The 23687-nt window shown below is 44.2% G+C and carries 19 protein-coding genes; 3 read left to right on the top strand and 16 right to left on the bottom strand.

Annotation, left to right across the window (positions count from 1 at the left end; genetic code table 11):
* Window positions 1-19: 19 nt before the first annotated feature.
* The 5 genes from BVG16_RS29285 to BVG16_RS29265 all read right to left on the bottom strand — a co-directional run bounded on the left by BVG16_RS29285 (window position 20) and on the right by BVG16_RS29265 (window position 5848).
* Window positions 20-1390, bottom strand: coding sequence for an MATE family efflux transporter (locus tag BVG16_RS29285; RefSeq protein ID WP_078502744.1), 1371 nt, complete (start codon window positions 1388-1390; stop codon window positions 20-22).
* Window positions 1380-1985 (bottom strand): metallophosphoesterase family protein, encoded by a 606-nt coding sequence (locus BVG16_RS29280; RefSeq protein WP_078502743.1) that lies wholly within the window; start codon window positions 1983-1985, stop codon window positions 1380-1382. Before BVG16_RS29280 ends, BVG16_RS29285 begins: the two co-directional genes overlap by 11 nt.
* Window positions 1986-1999: 14 nt before the next feature.
* Window positions 2000-2869 carry a carbohydrate ABC transporter permease gene (locus tag BVG16_RS29275; protein WP_408635398.1) on the bottom strand — a complete coding sequence of 290 codons (870 nt, stop codon included), beginning with the start codon at window positions 2867-2869 and terminating at the stop codon, window positions 2000-2002.
* A 231-nt stretch (window positions 2870-3100) separates the two neighbouring features.
* A complete protein-coding gene (locus tag BVG16_RS29270) occupies window positions 3101-4822 on the bottom strand; it encodes an extracellular solute-binding protein (RefSeq protein ID WP_078502742.1) in 1722 nt (573 codons plus the stop codon).
* A 75-nt stretch (window positions 4823-4897) separates the two neighbouring features.
* Window positions 4898-5848 carry an ABC transporter permease gene (locus BVG16_RS29265; protein WP_233147208.1) on the bottom strand — a complete coding sequence of 317 codons (951 nt, stop codon included), beginning with the start codon at window positions 5846-5848 and terminating at the stop codon, window positions 4898-4900.
* Between the two features lie 431 nt (window positions 5849-6279).
* On the opposite strand from BVG16_RS29265, the gene BVG16_RS29260 reads away from it, so the two are divergent.
* Window positions 6280-6666, top strand: a complete 387-nt coding sequence (locus BVG16_RS29260; RefSeq protein WP_078502740.1) for a VOC family protein — start codon at window positions 6280-6282, stop codon at window positions 6664-6666.
* 85 nt (window positions 6667-6751) lie between these two features.
* On the opposite strand, the gene BVG16_RS29255 is transcribed toward BVG16_RS29260, so the two are convergent.
* From BVG16_RS29255 to BVG16_RS29220, 8 genes are all read right to left on the bottom strand, one after another.
* Entirely contained in the window at window positions 6752-7540 is a 789-nt protein-coding gene (locus tag BVG16_RS29255) for a DeoR/GlpR family DNA-binding transcription regulator (protein ID WP_078502739.1), read from the bottom strand.
* Window positions 7541-7559: 19 nt separating this feature from the next.
* Window positions 7560-9317 carry a LamG-like jellyroll fold domain-containing protein gene (locus tag BVG16_RS29250; protein WP_233147207.1) on the bottom strand — a complete coding sequence of 586 codons (1758 nt, stop codon included), beginning with the start codon at window positions 9315-9317 and terminating at the stop codon, window positions 7560-7562.
* Between the two features lie 2 nt (window positions 9318-9319).
* Window positions 9320-9925, bottom strand: coding sequence for a 5' nucleotidase, NT5C type (locus tag BVG16_RS29245; RefSeq protein ID WP_078502738.1), 606 nt, complete (start codon window positions 9923-9925; stop codon window positions 9320-9322).
* Between the two features lie 166 nt (window positions 9926-10091).
* The gene (locus BVG16_RS34150; RefSeq protein WP_078502737.1) at window positions 10092-11402 is read right to left on the bottom strand and encodes an ATP-binding protein; all 1311 of its coding nucleotides are present in this window, start codon (window positions 11400-11402) and stop codon (window positions 10092-10094) included.
* A gap of 566 nt (window positions 11403-11968) precedes the next feature.
* Window positions 11969-12811 carry a carbohydrate ABC transporter permease gene (locus BVG16_RS29235; RefSeq protein ID WP_078502736.1) on the bottom strand — a complete coding sequence of 281 codons (843 nt, stop codon included), beginning with the start codon at window positions 12809-12811 and terminating at the stop codon, window positions 11969-11971.
* Window positions 12812-12823: 12 nt separating this feature from the next.
* Window positions 12824-13759, bottom strand: a complete 936-nt coding sequence (locus BVG16_RS29230) for a carbohydrate ABC transporter permease (protein WP_233147204.1) — start codon at window positions 13757-13759, stop codon at window positions 12824-12826.
* Between the two features lie 57 nt (window positions 13760-13816).
* A complete protein-coding gene (locus BVG16_RS29225) occupies window positions 13817-15136 on the bottom strand; it encodes an ABC transporter substrate-binding protein (protein ID WP_078502735.1) in 1320 nt (439 codons plus the stop codon).
* Window positions 15137-15474: 338 nt separating this feature from the next.
* The gene (locus BVG16_RS29220) at window positions 15475-16392 is read right to left on the bottom strand and encodes an ArsR/SmtB family transcription factor (RefSeq protein ID WP_078502734.1); all 918 of its coding nucleotides are present in this window, start codon (window positions 16390-16392) and stop codon (window positions 15475-15477) included.
* Between the two features lie 526 nt (window positions 16393-16918).
* On the opposite strand from BVG16_RS29220, the gene BVG16_RS29215 reads away from it, so the two are divergent.
* The gene (locus tag BVG16_RS29215) at window positions 16919-19408 is read left to right on the top strand and encodes a glycoside hydrolase family 38 N-terminal domain-containing protein (protein WP_078502733.1); all 2490 of its coding nucleotides are present in this window, start codon (window positions 16919-16921) and stop codon (window positions 19406-19408) included.
* Between the two features lie 225 nt (window positions 19409-19633).
* Here BVG16_RS29215 and BVG16_RS29210 read toward each other — a convergent pair whose 3' ends face one another.
* The 3 genes from BVG16_RS29210 to BVG16_RS29200 all read right to left on the bottom strand — a co-directional run bounded on the left by BVG16_RS29210 (window position 19634) and on the right by BVG16_RS29200 (window position 21849).
* Window positions 19634-20575, bottom strand: a complete 942-nt coding sequence (locus BVG16_RS29210) for a BadF/BadG/BcrA/BcrD ATPase family protein (RefSeq protein WP_078502732.1) — start codon at window positions 20573-20575, stop codon at window positions 19634-19636.
* 240 nt (window positions 20576-20815) lie between these two features.
* Entirely contained in the window at window positions 20816-21133 is a 318-nt protein-coding gene (locus tag BVG16_RS29205; RefSeq protein WP_078502731.1) for a DUF2834 domain-containing protein, read from the bottom strand.
* 161 nt (window positions 21134-21294) lie between these two features.
* Window positions 21295-21849 carry a hypothetical protein gene (locus BVG16_RS29200; RefSeq protein ID WP_078502730.1) on the bottom strand — a complete coding sequence of 185 codons (555 nt, stop codon included), beginning with the start codon at window positions 21847-21849 and terminating at the stop codon, window positions 21295-21297.
* 481 nt (window positions 21850-22330) lie between these two features.
* On the opposite strand from BVG16_RS29200, the gene BVG16_RS29195 reads away from it, so the two are divergent.
* Window positions 22331-23539, top strand: coding sequence for an IS110 family RNA-guided transposase (locus tag BVG16_RS29195; protein ID WP_078501439.1), 1209 nt, complete (start codon window positions 22331-22333; stop codon window positions 23537-23539).
* Window positions 23540-23687: the final 148 nt, after the last annotated feature.

Raw genomic sequence — 23687 nt, 5'->3', positions numbered from 1 at the left:
TTCCTTCACAGATGATTCTTCATCCTGCTTTCCTTGTTCCTAATTCACGTGTTGCAAATATATTCAATTGCTGCCACCTCCGCCGCTGCCAACGACGAAGCATGACGAGCGAGCGAACCCATTCGTCAATGGCAAACGCAATCCATATTCCTGTCAGGCCCATGTTATACACAATCCCCAGCACGTAGGCGAGTGGAATACTGATTCCCCACATCGAGATAAGACCCATAATAACAGGGAATTTGACATCTCCCGCTGCATTTAAGCAGCTAATTAGCACCATATTACTTGCACGTGCGGGTTCAAGCAATATCGACAACAGCATGAGCAGCTTGCCAAGTCGGATAATCTCAGGATCAGATGTAAAAAGTTGAAGCAGGGGCTCTGCCATGACGTACAACAGGTCACTGATCACAAAGGAGACCAGCACAGCCAGCTTTAGATACTGTACACCTGATCGATAGGCGTCCTCTTTATATACTTTTCCGATCAAATGCCCGACAATAATTTGTGTCCCTTGACCAATAGCCATGGAGAAAATAAACACAAAGGACGTAATATTCTGCGTATAAATTTTGGTCGTTAATGCGGCAGTACCCAGGATTGTCACGAGGTAAGTGATCACAACCTGAGAGAGATTGTAAGATACATGCTCCCCTGCAGAAGGAATACCAAGCTTAAAAATGAGACCCAGGTCAACCTTTTGCATACGCCATGGGGCTATGAGCCGTACTGGCTGATCCAATCTACGCTTACATAGAATAAGGTACGCAATGACAGCTACGCCTCGGCTGATCCAAGTCGATATCGCTACCCCCTGAACGCCAAGCACCGGTAAGCCGAAGGGCTCCATCAGAACCAAGTAGTTTCCTATAATATGAAAGACATTGATACCAAACGAAATCAACATCATGTCCCTGACCATCCCTCTGCAGCGAAGCATCGTGCCCAGGGCCATGTTGATCGCGATCATGAATACAGAACTCCCGACAATGGACAAGTAGATGCCCCCCTCCGTCAAGAGATCAGCTGGCAGCTTGAAGAGAAGCAGGGCTCCATCCGCGAACGCAAATAAGCTCACACTGAACAAGAGGCCCATCCCCAGATTCAGTGTGAGCGCTGTGCGGCTCATTCGGTCTACATCCTGCAGCTTCCCTGCCCCAAGCCATTGATTCAAAATCACACTTAACCCTACCGTGACGAAGCCGAACATCAAGCCAACGACCGTAAGAATCTGATTGGCTACCCCTACAGCCGCTACGGCTCCATCAGAATAATGGCTTAACATAAGGGTGTCTGCCGTACCAAGCAGCATGCCGAACAAGGACTCTAGCAAGATTGGCCAAGTGAGCGACAGAATCCCAAAGCGCCCCTCTTCTTTATGGCTCATCTTGGACGACACTCCCGTCAGCGAGTCGAACCCACGTTTTGAATACTCGGTTCCCCTCTTGCAATTGAATAACCCGCGCACCGCGCTTTAGGTTTCCATAGCCGCCATATCCCGACACACGTCCATACGCAAGCTTAATGCCGTGCCATGCTGCGACATAATCATTTTCATGATCATGACCCGCAAAAGTTCCTATAACATCACCGCATTCCACGATCGCTGTGAACAGACCGCTATTTAGTTCAGGACAGCAGACGGATTCATGCTTGGTACCTGTTACTTCCCCGCGCTCCCAAGCTTCACGGTATTCCGGAATCGGAAGCACATCATTCCCGAAGATGATCGCAAAAGGAACCTTCATTTCCTCTGGAATAGCAGCGATCGTCCGCAGTGTCGCCAGAGGCTCCTTCACTTCTGAGCCATAGAGCATGTCCCCAGAATAGATGACAAGATCCGGCTCCTCTAGTTCAATCACTCGCTTGGTCAACGCCAACGTACGTTTATCTTTCGCTTCATCCCCTCCACCTACATGAAGATCAGTAAGCTGAACAATTTTAAAAATTCCATTTGTACGATATTGTAATGTTTCTCTCATCTGTATTCCCACTCCTATTCCTTCATGGAACCAATCATGACCCCTTTGGCAAAGTACTTCTGCAAGAAGGGATACACAATCACAATCGGTGTAACTACGATAATGATGGTTGCCATCTTCAGCGATGTTCCCGTCACTTGAATCTTATCAAGCATTTGCATCTGTATTGCTCCTGTAGAACTCATCAGCGTATCCGTCAACGCTTGCTGCTTCGTCAGCATTTCCTGAAGAACCGTCGAGAGCGGCTTCATCCCCTGGTCACGCACATAGAAAGAGCCTGTGAACCAATCATTCCAGTGTCCCACCGCATTAAACAAGGAGATCGTGGCAATAACAGGCTTGCTCGTCGGCAAGATGATGCGGAAGAAGATACCGAGATCACTGCATCCGTCAATACGCGCTGCTTCCTCAAGACCCTCTGGCGTTTGATCGAAAAAGGAGCGCATAATCATCATGTTCCACACACTATAGAGCGCTGGAATGATATATACCCAGATGCTGTTCGTCAGGTGAAGCTCCTTCAATAAGATATAGTAAGGAATAAGACCTCCGCTAAAAAGCATGGTGAAGAAGACAAAAAACGTCAACTGCTTCTGTCCAGGCATGGTTTTGCTTTTCAGCGCATAAGCGGCCATGGCCGTCAAAATAACACTTAACAACGTTCCGAGCACGGTACGGAATATCGAAATAAAGAAAGCATTGACGATGTTCGATTGTTTGAACACTTCCTTGAAGTTATCCAACGTGAATATTCGCGGCCATAAATAGATGCCCCCCTTTGCCGCATCTGAACCTACATTCAACGATAGCGCCAGTATATTTAATGTCGGCAGAATGATGGACAAGCATAGTAGAATAATCAGGCCATAGTTGAGCGCCGTCATCAGCCTGCCAAATGTCGCCCCAAGTGACACTGTCGTCTTTTTCATCACCGTTCCTCCTATCATGTAGAGAGCCCTCCCACACAGGGGGGAAGGCTCTTATTACGGTTCCTCTTGATGAGAAAACCTCTATCGACGCCTTTCCAAGATGAGCGACCGCGTTTAGATGTAGGTTTTATCGCCAAATAGATTTTTTTAGTTTCGATACGTCGAAACTTGTAAATTCTATTGTGGTTAGAAAATCAGCTTTGTCTTTGGATCCTTATCCTTTTGTTCCAACAACTTGATGTAATCTTCAATACCTGCACTCTTCAGTTGCGCTGCCGCTGCATCCAAGATCGACTTCGCTTCCGTCATATCCTTCGCGTAGTAAGCACGGATTAAGCTCTCCTTGTACTTATCAAGTGCCATGGTCAACATGGAACCTTTCGGAAATTCCCCAATGAATGCTAGAGCTGCGTAACCATCACGCAAGTCGATTTGTTTCTTTTTCTCGTCATAGTTCCAGTATTCAGCAATTTCTAGCGGGCCTTTGTTGATGTCTTTATTGACGGATTCACCGTAGCTCGCTTCACCAAAGTCTGCCAAGTCATTCAGGTCTGTTCCTCCCAGATACCAGCCCCAGTCATTGCCTACACCTGTAAATCCAAGCGCCTTCGCCTTCACAGGGTCTTTCTCCAACAGATCCAGCACTTCTTTCTTAGGAACCGGGTTTCCTTTGGCATCTAAATCATAATCACGACCCTCGATGCCGTACTTCCACAACAACTTACCTTCACGACTCGCAAGGAAGTCTGCGAGCTTCACGATATCTTCAGGATGTTCCGTCGTTGTTGGAATCGACCATGCCCCATAGCCGCCTTTGAATGTGGACGTCATACGATACGGACCATCTACCGTGTTCAGAGGACCAATTGGAAGATAACGATTGTCTTTGTTCTCCATCACGTAGTTGTGCATGTCACCCACAATAGCAAAGGAATCGCTCAGCACTCCTTCTTTGGCACGGTTTTCTTCCATGGAGTAGTACTCAGGATGCATAAGCTTCTCTTTAAGCAGCTTTTGTACAAATTCCACACGTTTCATGCCGTAGTCTGTCTGACTTTCATGAAGAATTTTGCCGTTTTTGTCGCGACCGAAGCCTTCGCCGTTAAAGCCTGTCCATACGAGATCGTTATACAAGCCGCTGCGGTCAATTCCACCCCACACGGTTGGTCCAATCGGGTACACCTCTTTGCCGTTTTTATCCTTGAAGCTGCCTGCCTTGATCTTCTTCGCGAGATCATAGAGTTGTTCTGACGTCGTAATCGTGCGCGGATCTACACCAAGAGCATCTGCAATATCTTTGCGGATATAAGGACCTGACACATACTTACGCACCTCATAGCCACCCTCGCGTGCAACATTCAAGTGAGCCACATAGGCAGATCCATTGAATTCCGGGCGGAACATGACACCATATTGGGTATCCAGCGGCAAGTAGCCCTCTTCGGTATACTTCTTATAAATGGTTGTATCTTTGAGGAGTGGAGCAAGATCATGGAACATCTCTTCACGTGCAGCCTTGTTGATCATCTCCATCTCAGGTCGTCCACTATGATTCAGGTAGTAGGCAATGAAGTCAGGCAAGTCACCTGCAGCAAGACCTGCCGCGAGCGCCTTCTGCGAGCCATCATGACCCAGCGCTTGAAGTTCAAGCTCAATCCCCGTCATTTCTTTGAGCTTTGCTGCAATCTCAGGATTCATCTCCTCTGTCACATCACTACCCATGAAGACGAGACCCTTGATCTTGCGATCAGCAATCCACGTCGATGGCTTGCCAGAAGCTGGTTTTTCACTGGAGCTTGCCTCCTGCGTGCTAGGTTGACTTTTTGTTCCGCAAGCCGACAACAGCATAGAAATGACGAGCGTCAGTGCCATGAACTTAGACCAGATGTACATTCGATTGTGAGACATTTGCTTCCCTCTCCTTTAAATGGTTCATTTATGTTTTTATTCTCGCAGAGCCGAAGCGAACTTCAGCTCTACGTCTTACCAAAGAGATGATTGGAACCACTTCTTGGCAACCTTATTTACTGTTAATACCAAGATCAGGCCGACGATGCCTTGCATCATGCCGATAGCAGTACCAAATCCGAATTGACCACTTTCGAGTCCCATATAAATGATGTAAGTATCAAGGATTTCAGAAACATTCATATTGCCTGGTGTCTTCAATAGATAGATCTGATCGAAGCCGGCAGACAAAATATTGCCTAGCGATAAGATGAACAATACAATGATCGTCGAGCGAATGCCCGGCAGCGTAATATGCCACATTTGACGCCACTTATTCGCACCATCGATCTTCGCCGCTTCATACAACGCAGGATTAATACCCACGATAGCTGCATAGTAGATAATCGAGTTCCAGCCGATATCCTTCCACACATAGCTCCAGAACATGATCGGATGGAAGGCACTCTCTTCCATAAGGAAGAACTTGCTGCCGTCGCCTCCAAACCATTCGATGACCTGATTGACAAGCCCCGTATCTGGAGCGAGAATCCGCTGCATCATCCCAACCACAATGACCCAAGAGAAAAAGTGAGGCAAATACACGATCCCCTGAAAAATATTGCGAAGTTTTGAATTCCTCACTTCATTGAACATAATCGCAAGAAGAATCGGGAATGGCATAGCGAGGAATACCTTCATCCCGCTAATCACAAGGGTGTTTTGAATTAACTTCAAACTTTGTGGGTCTTGGAAAAACATTTCAAAGTACGTGAGTCCTATCCACGGACTGCCGAATATCCCTTTATTGAACTGATATTCTTTGAAAGCAAGTACCAGTCCCGCCATCGGTATATATGAGAAAATGATGAAGAAAACGATACAGGGCAGGAGGAGCAGGTACAGCTGATAATGGGACAAAATCCGCTTCCATAATCGTGATCCCTGTCGGCTGGAAGAATATCCTTCCGTTAGCGGCGATTTCATGACCGATGTGTTCCTGGCCATCGTGCGATCCCCTCCCTCTGGCTGGTGCTCAGTATACTTCTCATACGGCTTGTCCACCTTTCAATAATTGCAACAAAATGTTCACTTCAATCTGGTTGCCATGCCCGTTTGACAGGCTGTTTACTTCCGGTTTGGTCATGCATACTCAAATCTCTTAGAAATGACATTGTAAATCTACCGTTGTGATTTGTTTTTATTGTTTGTTGACTGATGTTGTAACATCTTTACTTTAAAGAGCGAATGTTTTCGTAAGATTAACGAGTTATTAATGTTTCTTTAAGATCCCGCGTGAACAATAGGTTATGTTAAATCTTAATTGGTAGAATTGTGGTATTAAATGGAAGGATTTGAACCTGTTCTGTTGAATATTACATTGAAGATTACTAATGCCAAAGAAAAGAGGAGAAAATTTGGATTACCAATCCCCTATTCCAAGTAAGGTAACTGGCGTTATTTTATGGTCAAGAAATTTAGAATGCTCTGTTGATATGTATAATAAGTTGCTTCAGCTTTCTCCAGAACAACAAGAACGGTTCGGACACCTCCATATCTTTCATCTACCTTCAGGTTTGGATATTATGATCGATTCAAACGGGATGGATACCGTCCCCGTTCCAGACAAGGCTTCACCTTTGTTCTTTATGCCTGCAACGGAAATCGATAAAGCGGCTTCATTCGTACAAGAACTTGGATTTGAAATAATATATGGAGGTATCCACAGAAATGATGCAGTCTCTTTTTTTAACATGAGAGACCCTGACTTTAACGTAATTACCGTCTGTCAGAATCATCGGTAATACGAAGAAAAATAAATCAGAGCCAAACAATAAAAAAGGCCTCCGGCTATACCGAAGACCTTCCCACATCGTCTGTCCTTGTTCCTCATTCACTTGCAACGATCCAGGTAATTCCTTTCAACTCCAGCTCTTGCCCCCATGAAGGTGGATACGACTGATCGCACACGACCACGTCAATCTTCTCCATCGGTCCAATATGGCAGAAGGCTTGAATGCCCATTTTACTGTAGTCCGCTAATACGATGACTTCCTTTGCTCTGGAGGTCACAGCTCTAGAGATGACAGAGTCATTCATGTCATAATCACTGATTCCTGTCAGAATCGACACGCCTCCTACCGAGATAAAGGCTTTATCAACGTAAAAATGACTCAGCATATCGAGACCTAGATGTCCACTAACCGATTGCTGTTCTGGTGATATTTCCCCACCAAGAATAATGATGCGACCGCTGAACAACCCTTGAGATACGGAATCCCGAAGCAAACACGCGACAGTCAATGAGTTGGTAATCACGGTTATCCGCTTGCGGCCTTTCAAGGCGCGAGCCAACTCATGAATCGTTGTGCCGGTGTCCATGTAGATCGTATTGCCATCCTGAATCAAAGAGGCTGCACAGCGTCCAATCCTTTGTTTGGCCTCATGTTGAAGAACCTGCCGCTGCTGATAAGGCGGTTCTCCTGTTTCATATTGCACCTTAACTGCGCCGCCATACACTCGCCGAAGCCGCTTTTCCTCATCTAATACGCCAAGATCCCTTCGAATCGTTTCATTGGACACCTGAAGCTGCTTCGCAAGTTGAACGACCCGAACCTTCCCTCCCCCATCGAGCTGCTCCAGAATATACTGCTTGCGTTCTTCTGATAATAGAGACACGCATAAACTCCTCATTTCCTCATGAGATAGACGGTTGAAGCTGCCCAAAACGCTCCTTGAAATGCAAAGGAATCGTAAAGGAATGGTCCTCTCCCGTTAAAAAACGATAATCTGGATAGCTTGGCTCTTCACTTGCAGCCATTTGCTCTACCCATGGTGAAAAGGTACGAAAAATAATATGATTGTACGCTTCATCAAACTCCGCAAGCCGAAGCCACCCGTTGCCGCCTCGGTAGCTGTCTTGATAATTGATTAATAGTTGAATCACTTCCAGGCCGTGCGAATTCGTCCTTACCTGATGTCCTGTTCCATCATAATGACCATTTACCGTCATGAATACCTGGTCATACGGAGCAACAAGCTCTTCCCAGATGATGCGACCATTCGGTGACTCCTCTAATTGAAGCGCATGATTTTTGTAGAGAATATCATGAGATACGACAAGCGTTGGCAGCTCAGAATGCTGATCAAGTACTTTTTTGCACCAATGAATATCCGATTGAAGATGTTTCATATCTACCATTAGCCATAGATAAGTATAACTTCCCGCTTCAATGATGCCATAGGAGCTATAGCATGAAGGAGCATAACCCTTCACATAGGACTTATCCTTGAACCGATGCGGACCAAAGTACGCTAGATACGTATCAGCTTCATCATAATCATGATTACCTGCCGTCATTACATAAGGGATACCCTCATGATCCAACGTAGATATCGCAAGAGAGGCTCGTTCCCATTCTTCTCTACGATTACTGTGGTCGACCACGTCGCCAAGAAAGGCGGTCATTGCAATATTCGCTTCGGCACGCCGCTGCTTCACCCACTCGACCTGTGCATGAAACATGTGTGGGTTAAGATATACGAGCTTCTGCGGATCCGGGATAAACACAAAGTGGTAATTGCTCTCATGATGTAAGGCTATCTCCCCTTCATTCGTACCCTCGAGGATCTGTAACGGCTTCAGGTCATCTAGCCACTCCGACTTATCGAGCGGCTTATCTGTCACACGGATCTCGCTTAGTCTGCCAGAGAACAACGTGTCAAGCCTACCATTCCATTCTGAGGCACCTACATTCCAGCCCTTTCCCTTGATGGTGGCGAGCCCATGAAGATCCTGCTGAAGGCATGCGTAATCACAAATCCCGTTCACATAGAGCAGCGTCTTTTTGGTGTCATTCACGATCACAACATGATGCCACTCCTCCTCCTTCAAATACCGCGACCAACTGGTTGCTGACGTATCCCCTTGATTCGGATGATAGACCCACTGGTATTCCATACAATTGGATACCGATAGTGTCGCAAGCAGCTCCTGCTCCCCTTGGCGCCCAAGCTCTGCGCCGCTCCCCTGTCTCGTCAGCACGCCCATCCAGCTATGCCTGACCTCATCGAAGGGATGGGGAAGTCGAATGACGGCTTCGATCGTGTACCCCTCTTCAAAAGTGAGTTCATTGAGCGGTGCCTGCGCAATCGTTCGGAAGTAACTGCGAGCGGCAGAATCGATGTCATTGTAAAAACCCAATACCTCTCCACGCTGTGGATCGTGCTCCCACTGTAAGGATCGCTGTTCCCCTATCGGTTCTGGTCTATCTGCAGCACAAGGAATAGATACGGACTCGAGGTGATTTCCATTCCCGCTTCTATCCTTGATGATTAGACAGCCCTCCTCCATGGATCCCGATAGTACATTATCCGCAGAGAACTCCCAATGCGCAACGACCCGAGGTAAAGCCTCTTCGCCTCCACTTCGATCTTGCATTTCGCGCAAAGTCATGTTCAACCCTCCTCCACCACAGCACAGCACTCCTTGTTCTGCTCCTCGTTTTGTTCCTCACGCTGCTGTTGGTCCTGATGCAGCTGAGCCATGAACCACGCTCTCGCTTCCAACCAATTATTCACCCGTACATAATCTATCTCATGCACATTGCGAGGCGCAGTAAAGAGAATCCCTTGCCCTTTGAAGGCACGGAGCTGCTTCACATTGTCATCGACCAAGTAGTCTGCTCGAATGATGCTTTTGTCGCCACAGAATACAAAGTTCATCTCATTTAAAAAATCAAAATGCTCAAGCAGCCACTCATACTTAGCCCGGAAAGAGGCGGGTACTTCCATTGCAGCTGTTGTGATATAGATTTCATAGTGCTCTGAGAGCTCTCGAAGCACTTCTTGGCTGTGCTCCATCACCTTAATATTGCGAAAAAAATCTTCCCGCTCATAGTAGCTTTCAATCGCCGATCTCACATCAGGCCTGGCCTGCAGCAAGGTAATGCCTTCAAGCTCTGACAGCTTCAGTTCATCTTGATAGTCTCGGTTGTACCACTCCACATGTGTCGTTAGCGTGTCCGCAATGACTTCATCCATATCAATGGCTATTCGTTTCATCGTTCGATCCCCCTGCAAAGTTATTGTCACATCAAACAATATCAAGCAACAAAACAAAAAAGTCTCACATAACCAAAACGGATGCATCCATCATAGAAGATATATGTTAGCTTTATTTAAAACCTTTGTTAAATATTTGTAAAAAACTACCCTTCTGTGAAACAAGTCACTTCAATATACGATCGTTGCATCGGTTCCCGGAATCCGAATTCATCTTGTCGTTCGAAGCAACCGGAATTGTGATCAAACAACAAGTCCATCCCTTCTTGCTTTTTATTTCCAAATCGCCTTTCAATTCTTTAATGACGCTGTAAGCCATCATCGTATCCAGACCAGTCCCTTTCTCTTTTGTAGCATAAAAGGGCATCCCCATGCGTTTAATTTCCTCCCTAGTCATTTCTACACCTGTATTTGTGATGTCGATTATGATTTCTTTGCGTTCTTGTTTCAATGTAACCGTTAATATTCCGCCTGTCGCCATCCTTTCAATCCCATTTTTTATGATATTGAACAAACATTGCGTAACCCTTAGCGGGTTGGCTTCGATCATTACTAATGAAGGAAGATGGCATTGAATTTGTACGAAATTTTCCGCGGCCACAGAAGATAATGTCTCGAGCACCTCTTGAATAAGCGATCCCAAATCTATGGATTCCTGGATAGTCTCCTGTGATTTTGTGAGAGTTAAATATTCAGCAAGAATCGATTCTGCATGCGTCAGTTCGGTCATCATGATATGTAAATATTCATTTCGTTTCATGTCGGAAATGGGATTGTTCATCATAAACTGAAGGAATCCATGAACCGTCGTCAATGGATTTCCAATTTCATGGGCGAAGGTAGCAGATAGTTCCCCGAGTATATATAGCTTTTCCGTTCGTTGAATTTTTTCTTTTAACCTCTTTTTCTCTAACATGCTGTTGATTAAATAAACCGAGATGCACATTGTAAACAGATTGATAAGAAAATGAAGGAGGAGAAACTGAGCAAAGTGTAAATCAAGATGTTGATGGGAACTATGTTTGAAGAGGGTTGTTGCGAAAAATAGAACTAGAATATATGCTACCAGCAGTAACATGCCTATAAACATTTTTCTTTTTCTTAAAAATAGAGGAACAAAAAAATAAAGGCAACTTACGATGAGGTATAAAATCACAAAAATAATAACGGAAGAATAAAAACCAACCCCACCCAAATAATATCGATAGGATAAGTAAACGACCCCAACAAAGAGGGTGCTCCGAAGCCCGCCGAAAATGAAACATAGGAGGATCGGCACCATTCGCAAATCGTAAATAAATCCGGATTGTATATTGAATGGAAATGTCATACAGAGAATTATTGCGGTTACAGCCAGCAACGATATCAGACATTCGTTTTTCGGTTCTTTTTCTTCCCGCTCTAGCCAAAACACTTGGTAACTTAATACGCAAATCAAAATGATAAGTGTATTCAATAATAACGTCACTACCCCCATGAAACCAACCCCTTATATTCAAAATTGAAACCTCGTTTCCAATGCAAAGTTAGAAACCGCGAATGTTGGTTTTAGCTATAGGGACTGAATACCTGATATGACGAATTAACCATAAGAGTGACGAGTGGGATAATGACATTAGTGCCGTAATATAAGATACCACAATTCATCCTCGTAAATAAATAGTTCGAGCCTTGGATCCCCCTTTCCCTTGCAACATAACCGATTGGCCCCCCTCAGAGCTACTTTGAAATGGAACGAAATCATCGCTTTGAAGCGATTTTTGAAACTTTGGATATCACTCCCATTCTTCGTTTGGTCAGAAGCCGCCTAATTTTAAAAAATTGATTAATTATGAACTCGGGTTAGTCTAGCCTTTTACGGATTAATGCATTATGAAATTGATTCAATCACAATAAATAACAAAAAAAAACGAGCCTATAGAATCATTCTAAGGGCTCGTTCCACATGAAAGGTGATATCTTTGAATACTCTTAATTTCTTTTAAATGGTTGTAATTCCCCGTATCATAAACAATCTGCTTACTCGATACCGTATATGTAAAATTAACCTTTTATCCCCGATAAGGTCATGCCTTTCACAATATACTTTTGGAAAATGATAAAGACGATAATGATTGGAATCGATGCATAAGCGTTAATCGTCATCGGGAGAGTCTCATCCTGGTTATAAGAACTCATGAAAAACGGAATGCCGATAGGCAGTGTAAATAGATCTTCCGATTGAATCGATAAAAACGGCCATAGAAAGTCATTCCAAGAACCAAGAAAAGAAAAAATCATTAATGAAGCAAATACCGGTTTTGACAGAGGGATGAAAATGTTCCACCATATACGAAACAGACTACATCCGTCGATCTTGGCGGCCTCTACTAACTCATTAGGCATCCCGTCAAAAAACTGTTTGATGATCACTACAGCGAGCGGCCCTGCTAGACCTGGTAGAATCAAAGCCGCATAAGAGTCGAGGATATTCAAGCTGTTGGCTACCATATACAAGGAAACGATTGTTGCTTCGCCTGGAATCATCATTCCACTCAGAATTAACCAAAAGGCTATTTTCTTGTAGCTGAAATCGATCCTCGAAAGTGCAAAAGCAGCCAAGGAAGCCATTGTTAAACTGAGCACAGGAACAATAATTGACACAATCAGGCTGTTCATCGTCCATTTTAGGACAGGCGCGTTATCAAAGATATAAATATAATTTTCAAACGTAAATGGAGGCAATACACGATCAAATAAATTCCCCATGATTGAACCTTCAGGTTTTAATGAAGTAAACACCATGTATAGGACCGGAACGAAAAAAATAATCGCTAAACCAAAAGCTATGACGTACAGCAGTATTCTAGCAATTGTCCATTTTTGAGATCCAGCGAATTCGCCCATTTGTTCATCTCCTTAATCCACCTTTTTACCAAAAAACTTAAGTTGAAAAAATGAAAGAATGATAAGAAAAATGAAAAACATAAATGACATAGCCGTAGATAATCCTAGATTATTCGCAGTAAAACCAGTCTCATAAATGTATTGGATTATTGTCCTGGTTTCATTGCCGGGACCTCCGCGCGTTACTAACCATACCTGACCGAATACTTTAAAAGAAGCAATAACCTGAAGAACAGTAATCAACACAATTAGTCCGCGCATCGCGGGTATAGTTATAAATTTAAATTTCGCCCACGTATTGGCACCATCTAACGTCGCCGCTTCATAATGATCAATAGGAATATCCTGTAGCCCTGCCAAAAGCAGGATCATATTAAATCCTTGTGTCCACCAAAGCGTAATCATGACAATAGATATCCAAGCTAGATTTGGATCATCCAACCAGAAGAGTTCTGTTCCTAGGCTTAGAAGGCCGATATTATGCAGCACCGTATTGACCAACCCGCTATAAGGAGCAAGAACAAAAATCCATATGAAGCTAACGACCGCAACAGATAGTATATTAGGCATAAAGAATATGATTCTAAGAAACGTCCGACCTTTAATTCTTGAATCAAGTATTAAAGCAAGACCAAAAGAAGTAATGATCATTAGAGGCGTTGAAATCAAAACGAAATAGGAGGTATTCCACAATGAGGCCCAAAAATCAGAATCCTGAAGCGCATATACGTAGTTATCCAAGCCGACAAATTTCACTTTGCCGATCAACGTCCAATCGTGAAGACTTACGAATAAACCGTAAAAAATCGGAACAATTGAAAAGACTAGAAAAAAAATGAAGTAGGGTCCCAGGAAGGCGGATGCTAGCAGTTCATTATTTAGTTTTCTCTTTCGCTTTCCTGTAGAGATATGGGCAAGATCAGGTTCTACTACCATTGCCGTTTTCATGATTTACCTCCATAGTACATCGGAGTTACTCACAGTAACCCCGATGCCAAACATTATTTATCGCGCCAGAATTTTCTCCATAGTTTGAACGGCTGCCTCTAAACCTTTATCTACAGGGACTTTGCCAGACCAAATTGTATTCAAAGCCTGAACCAGCTGATCCTTCACTGGCCACAACTTTGGCGAATTGGGTAGATACACCCCATTGTTACCTGCCTGAAGATAATCCTGGCGAAGAGGTAAACTCTTAAATTCTTCAGACTCTACGGCCACCTTGGAAGCTGGGATATGCCCAGCCTTAGACCACATCGCAGCATGATCCGTTATATATTTAGCAAAGGTCAAAGCTGCATTCACTTTGTTTGCATCTTCGCCTTTCTTATGTATAGGTAGAATGAAATTATGGGAGTCGACCCATGTAGCTGGCTTATCAAAGATTTGTGGGAACGGAATGGCTCCAAATTCTAAACCTTTCGTTGCTTCAAGCGTACTCGTGAACCACACACCTGTTGGAAGTAAAGCGCCCTTACCCGCTTGGAATGTTTCACCGACCTTCGGAAAGCTCTTCTTCACCAAACCACTACTAAATAGACTACTGACAAACTCAGCTGCCTTTTTGCCTTGCTCGTTATTCAATGTAACCTTTTTACCAGATTCATCAAATACCCCTTGCCCGCCAAGCTGATTGTACAGTGCCCACCAAACCCGGTATGGGTCTTCACCATCGGATGGAAGAAGCATGGCCTCAGTGCCACTAGGAGCACTGTCTTTAATCTTTTGAAGAAAGCTCGTAAATCCCTCCGGACCAGGTTGAATTTGAGGCTTGTCATTCTCGTCCAACAAGTTCAAATCTCTCAAAATTTTCTTGTTATAGTACAAGATAAGCGGATGAGCATCTAGAGGCATTGCGTAATGCTTACCATCAAAGATTGAAGCGGATAGAATGTTCTCATTAAAATCGCCCCAATTCAACCCAATGGATTCCGAATACGCATCTATGGGTTCAACGATTCCTAAACTTACTAATTCGGAAAGTTTGGATGTATGAGAAATTGCGAGATCCGGAGCGTTCCCTCCTGCAACTGCCGTTTGAAGTTTTGTATAGAACTGGCCCCAATCTTGCGTCAGAGCTTTGACTTCAATTTGATCCTTGTATTCATCGTTAAATTTCTTAACCATTTCGTTCATGATAACTCCGTCACCACCACCGAATAAGTTCCAATAGGTAATCGTGATCTTCTTACCAGAAACTGCAGCATCGCTACTTTTCGGTTCCGAAACAGATTTATTATTACTAGTACTGGAGCAAGCACTTAGAATCAAAGTTGAAAGAAGAATTAAGCATACTGTAATCGCATATATTTTGAACCGTTTCACAGAAATTCCCCCCACTAGTGTAATCTAAACACAGCTAAACTTCTTTTGTGACAGCGCTTACAGTCTTGTCTCCTTTCCACGTATATTTTTCCATTAACGTTACCGTTTAATGACAATCTAAACTTAAATCAGTTTTTTTGTTTCGTCAACACTTTTTTCCCGTTTTTTTATTTGTTACACAAAATCCGTAACGAATTGTATATTGATCCCTTTTCACTTGAAAATAGAAAAATATATAATCGACACATCTCGCCATTTTATATGCCAAAAAGACCCAATCGGGGTCTAAAGGGTGCGGCATTCTATCGCCATTTTCTGCGATCCTTCTACATTTAACTTTAGTAGATAATTCTCATAATGATGTCCTGACTATAATCACCGAACTCTTTACCAAAAAGATTGATTCCGCCGATATTCTCCGAATAGGGTTTGATGCCAATTCTGAATTTAATATATTTATTCATTTTAAATGAAATATCCGGCAATCTAATATCCGAGATTTTTACATCATCCAAGTAACTTCCCCCGTTATCGACTTTCCAGGTTTTTAGCAAACCGTATTGGGTATGATTGTCAGGAAGCCATAGTGGGTTAAGTTTTCCCCTTCTATCGCCAAAATCTCCAGGACAAGTCCAAGTTCCAATTTCTGTATCATTGATCCATACTGTAATGTCAGACGGCCAATTGTGATCATAACCAGGAGCTTCGGAACAGAGTTCCATAGAAAATTGAATTGACTTGATGTTCATATTTGTATCAGAGGTAACCGGGAATTTATAATCGACGTAACCCCGATGAAACCAAATCAGTTGAGCGGAAACTCTCCCCGGATGAAAAAAATAGGACGGTTCGTCTTGAGGTTTAACAATCCCATTATCATTAATCAAACCGCAAGTGGGATGAATTTCGCAATCAGTATAACAGCCAACAGGCATATCGATTTGGTAAACTTTTGTTGGATCATTATATCCGGCATTTACATTCAGATTCATATGAATTTCATTGAAATTCACTGTACAAAGTTTCATAGTTCCTCTGGATGCAGCCTGTACTTCCGTAACGATTAACCCAGCACCCTCTAGAACTTTGATATTCGATGCGACTGTAGAAACAGGTAGATTTAGTTTCTCGGCAATATCTACTATGTTCTCCTTATTAAAATTCAAAAGCTTAATAATGTTAATACGAATATCTGAAGATAACGCATGCGCTACTATTCGTAAACGTTCCGATTCATCAATGATCAACTCTAACATATTGCACTTCCCCCAACTTAGAATCTCTTATATCAATTAATAATTTATCATTATACCTCATTGAGTAGACATTCAAAAGAACCCCACTGTTTCATTAGAAAACGGTTTCAGAGTGCGGACCAATGTCCCCCTATATGGGCTATTGGGGACGGACTCGATTCGTTATGCTAAAGAACGCGACCTTGTTGAACATGTCACAGAATTGCAAAAGGCATGCTTCTACATACGGATCGACAGATCATAGATATTGCCGTCGTATACGGATTTCAAATCCGTTCATTACTTCACACACGTATTTACAGCAAAGCTTGGCGTAACCCCCCGTACGATTCAGATATTCACAGTTCACTGAAGGGCGATTTGACTCCAATCTGTAGCGATAAGGAATCATGTCCTGATCGTACAAAAAAACTTCCTCTTTTTATAAAGACACCTCCTCCTGCTCCTTCTACAATAAAATCGTAAGCTATTCGAGGATCAGGATAACAGCGCACGCATCGTTAAATTAATTGGAGGTTATCTTACTATGAGTATATCAACTAAAGAAGAGCATAAACCCGTCCGCAACTGGACAATCTACGTCATCCATCATTCGCACACGGATATCGGCTATACGGAGCGTCAGGAAAGAATCGAACAGTATCATGTTGATTTTATTCGTCAGGCATTGAAAATTTCAGAAGCCGCTCACAGTGGAATGCATCCGGAGTGGAAACCATTCCGTTGGACATGTGAAACGTTCTGGGCCGTAGAGAAGTTCCTGGAAGAAGCTTCAGCTTCCGAAAAAGCGGCTTTTCAGCAGGCTGTAGCACGGGGAGATATTGAGCTATCGGGGACTTATCTGAACATGACCGAGCTTCCCGACTTCGATCTCCTTCTTCGGAATCACGGCAAGGCCCAGCAATATGCGGAGTCTTTCGGACACCGGATCGACAGTGCGATGACAGCCGACATTAACGGATACGGCTGGGGATATGCCTCCAGTTTGCTCCAGAATAACATTCAGCATCTCTTCTCCTGTATCCACACGCATCACGGTATGTATCCACTGGGCCGCAAGCAAACGCCGTTTTGGTGGGAAACCCCTGACGGCGGCAAGCTGCTCGTCTGGAACGGAGAACACTATATGTTCGGCAATGAGTTGGGCTTCTGCCCGAACGCGCTGGGTAAATATATCATCAAAGACGAAATCCAACATTATCTCATGGAACCCGAATCTCGTCATAACGATATTGCAACGGTACGGATTAACCGGTATTTAAGAAATCTTGAGCAGGAACAATATCCTTATTCCTTCGTTCCTGTCATGGTATCTGGGCTTGGCACAGACAATGCGTCTCCGAATGCGGATATAGCGGAATGGATTACGCAATGGAATGAACAATTCGGCGATCAAGTCACGATTAAACTAACGACGCTTTCCGAATTCTTTGCGGTATTGAAGGAGGAAGACTTATCCAAGCTCCCGGTTCACCGGGGGGACTGGCCGGACTGGTGGACCGACGGCGTTGCTTCCACGGCGATGCATACTCAGATCTACCGCGATGCCCAGCGTACACTTCGGAAAGTGAAAAGATTGGACCCTGCCCATGAAGCGGCAAGTCCTTCCGACATGGACGAAGCGATGCAGGCACTGACCATGTATGCGGAGCATACGTGGGGGTACCATTCCTCTGTCTATGAACCGTGGCATCCGCAGGTTCAGATGCTGGAGGTTCGGAAACAGGCGTATGCCGCCGAAGCCAGCAAACTGGCTTACCGTGCACTGGATAAAGCGCTCGTCGCTCGTCATGGGGCTCTTCTTGCTCCCCATCGTCCTCTGCGGTACGAGGTCATCAATACGGAACCATCTGAAGCCACGCTTCAGGTGACGATTCCGCTCGATGGATGGGAAACCGTAATACTCCAGAAGAAATTCGAGCTTATCGATGAATCGATAGGACAAGCGATACCGTATCAACTATCCCATACGAAATCGCTCGTCACCGAACTGACGCTTTTACCGGGAGAGTCCCGTACTCTTCATCTTCAACCGTTTGATATGGGGGACGTTTCCGCACCATCCGATAAAATCCTGACCGCCCGCAATATCGAGCCGATCGCATGCGAAGGAGTCGCCGACATCTGGATGCAGCCTGCCACGGAACATCCGATTATTGTCAACGAGGACTTCATAGAATCAGGAACGATGCGTATCGAGTGGAAAATAAATGAAGGAATCACAGCGTGGGTGGATAAGAGAAGTTCTGTAGATCTGTTGGATCAGAACCGCCAACACGCCCCATTCACTCCGGTTTATGAGGTTACACCGGCTCTGGATCAACACGATCCTTCCCAGGTATGCTCTACTCGCTCCCGGATGGGGCGAAACCGGAAAGGGATTAACGTCCAGCGGGATGTCGGGCGTTTGACTCGCATGAAGGTGCTGGACAATGGACCATTGTTCGCTCTTATCGAGCTTGCATATGAAGTGAAAGGACTCAGCTACTACGCCGTACATCTTAAAATGTTCGCAAACCAGCCTCGCGTCGAAGTATCGGTCCGTTTTCACAAGGACAGCATCTGGCTCCCCGAAAACGTATATGTAGCTCTGCCATTTGCTATGGGATCGGATGCAGAACTTTACGTGGAAAAAGCCGGGGGCTTGGTTCGTCCATGGAAGGACCAAATTCCGGGTTCTTGCCTGGATTACACGTGCGTACAGGAAGGCTTATTCTGGCACTCAGCCAACGACCAAGAAGCTCTCGCCCTTTCCATGACAGATACGCCATTGCTGCAGTTGGGCACCTTGGAGCACAAACCGAGATTACTTCATACGATGCAACAAGCAGATAGTCGTCCTTCCACGTATGCATGGATCCTGACGAACTACTGGGAAACCAACTTTAAAGCAACGCTCGGAGGATTCTATGAATTCCGCTATGCGATCGCGCGTCACCACCAGGTTGATCCGCAGCAGGTGTCAGAGGCTCTTCATGCCTCCACCGGACAATTTACAGTCCATCGCATCCTATAAAACATCATGTAAAGAGGCCGCCCCAAACAGTATTCGGGGCGGCCTCTTTTTTATGGTAATCTCTGATCCTCATGAGACGATTCTTGATCACCTTCTTACCTCATTAAATCTCCGATCATACGAATAGGTATGAAGACTACATTATCTTTTATATATGACATGTTGAATTCACAACTGCTGCCCTCCGCTAAATATCCAGATAGGATATCCGTTTCACATTCAACTTCACCGTTTGTTTGTAGGGATTCCCAGCTCCTTATAGGCCAGAAGAATGGCACCGACTACGGGCTGCAATTGCGTTTCAACCACGCGATATTGCTTAATTGGATTTGCCATGAGCAATTCTGTCAGCTTACCGCTCATATAGGGGCTGCAGATGACACTGCCGATTAACGCGACCTCAACGTTGCGTTGAGCAAAGTTGGAGCCGACAAGCTCAATACCCAATCGGAGCTGCTCTGCAGCGCGGTTGCATACACGTCTTGCAACACTGCTGCCCTGTTCTGCGGCCCTCGTGACTTGTGGAGCGAACTGCCCGAACAGTTGATTGCGCTTCATCGTATCGGGATGGAAGCCCTGCCGAGCAAGCTCCTGCAACTGCTCCAAGCTACTCACTTGCAAATATTGCAGCATCTCCGTGATCAGCCCCTCATTCGAATCATCTCGAAGTCCTGCAAGCACTTCATACACAGCATCATAGGCGAGATGACGCGCGGCACTATACGCGTATTGATGATAATCTGAGTTTCTGATCCGCCTGCCATATTCATTGATGCCCATGATCATGGTGCCCGTTCCCGCGATCGCAATAATACCTGGCCTATTCTGAAGCGCTCCGGCGTGAGCAATATCCGAGTCATTCAAGTGCAGCTTTGGACAATGGAGTCCCGGCAAGTCGGTAAAAGGTATAATCCATGCATCATCAGCTTCTGATTCGTAGCCTGCAATTCCAGCAACAAGCATGGCCACATCAGTTGCAACTCGCCCTGCCTTCGCAAGTGCATCCTCAATAGTAGCTTTCACATGATCAGACGCGTTCTCGTCCTTATACTTGGAAGCACAGCCACCCTCCGCATAAGCAAGCTCGTTCCCCTTTAGATCGCATATCATGACTCTTGTACTCGTTCCACCTCCATCAATGCCTATAACAACATCACGTTCCATCATATATGTAGCCCCCTACCAATCTGATGACAATTGAATCCTAAAGGCTCCCCCGTCGATTTTTGCAAGCAGCCCTCAGATGTGTACAACTTCAGGAATGTTGCCCGTACCCATTAGGAATTAAATATTGACAAGCTATTAGCTAGAATAGCTTAAAAAATAAGCAGGCTGCGGTAGCTTACTCAACAATATGTGTTATTCAACTATCGTTCTCCGTTAGCTCAAAAGTGCTGAAATTCAGCCTTATAATTTCTTCACGATGTGTATTTCACGAAGTAATAAAAATAAAGGAAGACCTAATGAAACACCTACTACAAGAGTACCTATAATCGGCAACCATAACGACCTCATACCATTTCTTTTGCCTTCGAAGAGAATGAACCCAATAAGTACAATTGCTGATACTAAAACATCCATCCATGCAAATGATCCAATGCTCGTTTGGGTTATTTCTTCTACTAATTGAGACATATCCAGGCCATTCTGAATGATCCACGGAAGAAATTGCGAATACGGCAACACAACTCCCAAAACCACTAATATTCCATAAAAGTATTTCAACGAAAACCCTCCCCAAATACTCCAATATATTCCTCATATCTTATCTATTTTCCTTTATTTTCAACTAAATTAACCTGCCAGTTACTTCAACATAAGAAAAAGGAGCTGCCTCAAGCAAACTCCTACATTATCGTGTCCCGTTAGCTTAACGATATCAGTATTTATCTTGTTATCTGTTCGATTATTTTTCCATCTTGAGAACGGGCTGTAATAGTAGAACCTGTAAGTTTTACTCCATCTGTTATTAAGAACCAAAACTTTTCACCGTTATTATCGTCAATGATTTTTGCTGAATATTGCTTACCATTATCAGTATTGACAAGTACGTCTACGATTTCGGCGTCAAATATTTTTCCATAGAGAATGTCTGTGTAATTTGAAAAGTCCCTTTTTAAGTCACTAAAAGACCATCCTATTTTATATTCCTTTGGGGTAGCCGAAGTTGAACCATTCATAAGGTGCCAGCCAAAAAGGTCTTTCTTTAAATTTATAATCCCAAAATAATCTTCGGGTGCTGTTCCCCATTCATAAAACGCAATAGCTTTATTATTTTCTAATGCTTCAATATGAACAATTTTTGTCATCGGCTGGTTTAAAGATAATACAGCTTTTTCAATTTCCTTGGCATTGTTTTGTAGTCCAATGCCAAAAAAATATGAAACGATTAATAAAATAGCGATGGAACAGAATACATTGATTTTCAAGTTTTTTGACAAAAAACCAACTCCCACCTTAAACCTTATAAAGACGTAGTTTCGAGCTTAAGAATTGTGAACTCACCTAATAATACGTTTCCATATTGTTGAAATTTACGTTAAACTGCCCTTTACTTCAATAAAAACGGCAGCTGATCCTCTGATCGGCTGCCGTTGTGGTGTTCTGAACTATCGTACTCCGTTAGCTCAATTCCGAAATCCCTCGGGCAGACCGAGGGGCGATAGCCCCAATGCTTGAATATGGTGTTGGTATATTAAGCTCATCCCAGTTCATCGGGGATGAGCTTTTCTTTTATACTTAAAAGATTAGCACTGGGTTAAGAACGAATGTGGTGTTGGGACTTAGATCTCGTCACATAAAGTGTTTCAGCCCTAGCAATGTTCATACCCCGATTTAGCTGGTTGGGCCTAGAGCCCGTATCACCGTGCCAACCTGTGGAGAGCATTTGTTTTGGGTCCTAGTGTCATCCAAGGAGGTCATATGAATCAACCTGTTTTAAGTATCGATATTGCGAAGGGGAAGAGCGTTGCCGCTGCCTTCACTTCCTATGGCGTACAAGTGAAAAAGCCCTTCTCTTTCTCCCATTCACCTGATCATGTTTCGTCATTGCTTTCAGTTCTTGTTCAGCTTGAAGAATCTACAACGCTGCGACCAACTGTCGTTATGGAGGCGACTGGTAATTATTCGAAGCCTATTGCTTCTTTCTTTTTCTCGCACGGGTATCCCGTTTTCTTGTTAAACCCCTTAACGACTCATGAGCTCAAAAAGCGCTCTACTCGTAAGGTAAAGACCGATCCTATTGATGCAATTCGAATTGCTAATGCATTCTATTTAGGGGAAGGTACGCCAATCATGCCAATGGATGAAAAGGTCACTGAACTACGGTTTCTCTGTCGCCAACATGCCCAATGGAAAGCTCTTCTTGGTGAAGTTCAGCTGCAATTCCGTTCCATTCTGGATTTGGCTTTTCCGGGCTATGACAAGGCTTTTCAGAACATTTTCAACCCTTCATCCATTCAGCTTCTCACTAAATTCCCTTCCCCCTCAGCTTTACTGACTGCGGACAAAGAGGACGTATTAACCATTCTTATGCTGAATCGAAGAGGTCGTACTTGGAATGAAGATAAATACGCGCAGCTTCTGGGAATTGCGCGGAGTAGCCTTCCTGATCCGTGTGGATCTCAGGCGCATATATTTGCAATGCAGAATTTCATAGGGTTATTCAAGGCTTACCAAGAAGGAATTACAGCACTCGAAAAACAAATGGAATCCTTAGTTCAAGAATCTTCTGCCTACCACCTACTACGATCGATCCCTGGGGTGGGGCCGATTACTGCGGCAATGATTCACGCTGAAATTGGGGACATAAAAAGGTTCCCTTCCGTGAAACAGTTGACCGCTTTTGCAGGGCTGGATTCATCTGTTTACGAGTCAGGAACCTTTAAAGCAAACCAGAATCGTATCTCAAAACGGGGCTCTGCATATCTCCGTACAGCGCTCTACCAAGCAACAGTTGGGGGTATCTCAAAGCAAATCCACGGCCCTCGAAATCCGATTCTATGGCAATATTACCAGCAAAAACGACTTGAAGGCAAACCTGCCAAAGTTGCCATTGTGGCGACTTCAAACAAGCTTTTGCGCATGATTTACGGAATTTTGAGTAACGACGCGCCCTTTCAGAGCAAATAACGGATATTAATAGTTATATTTTACCATTAACTCGCTTCTTGCAGTAGGCTTATTTGAGTCTGCATTCTTTGGAGTTCTGAAATCTTAAATCTGTTGAATCTTGACTTTGATTAGCTGGTTTAHGCTNDGRYANAGTATHNATSSGYAS

The sequence above is a fragment of the Paenibacillus selenitireducens genome (genome assembly GCF_002021565.1).
In the GTDB taxonomy this organism is placed as follows: domain Bacteria; phylum Bacillota; class Bacilli; order Paenibacillales; family Paenibacillaceae; genus Paenibacillus_K; species Paenibacillus_K selenitireducens.
The sequence above is the reverse complement of the archived record's forward strand: the minus strand, read 5'-3'. Positions and strand labels throughout refer to the sequence as shown.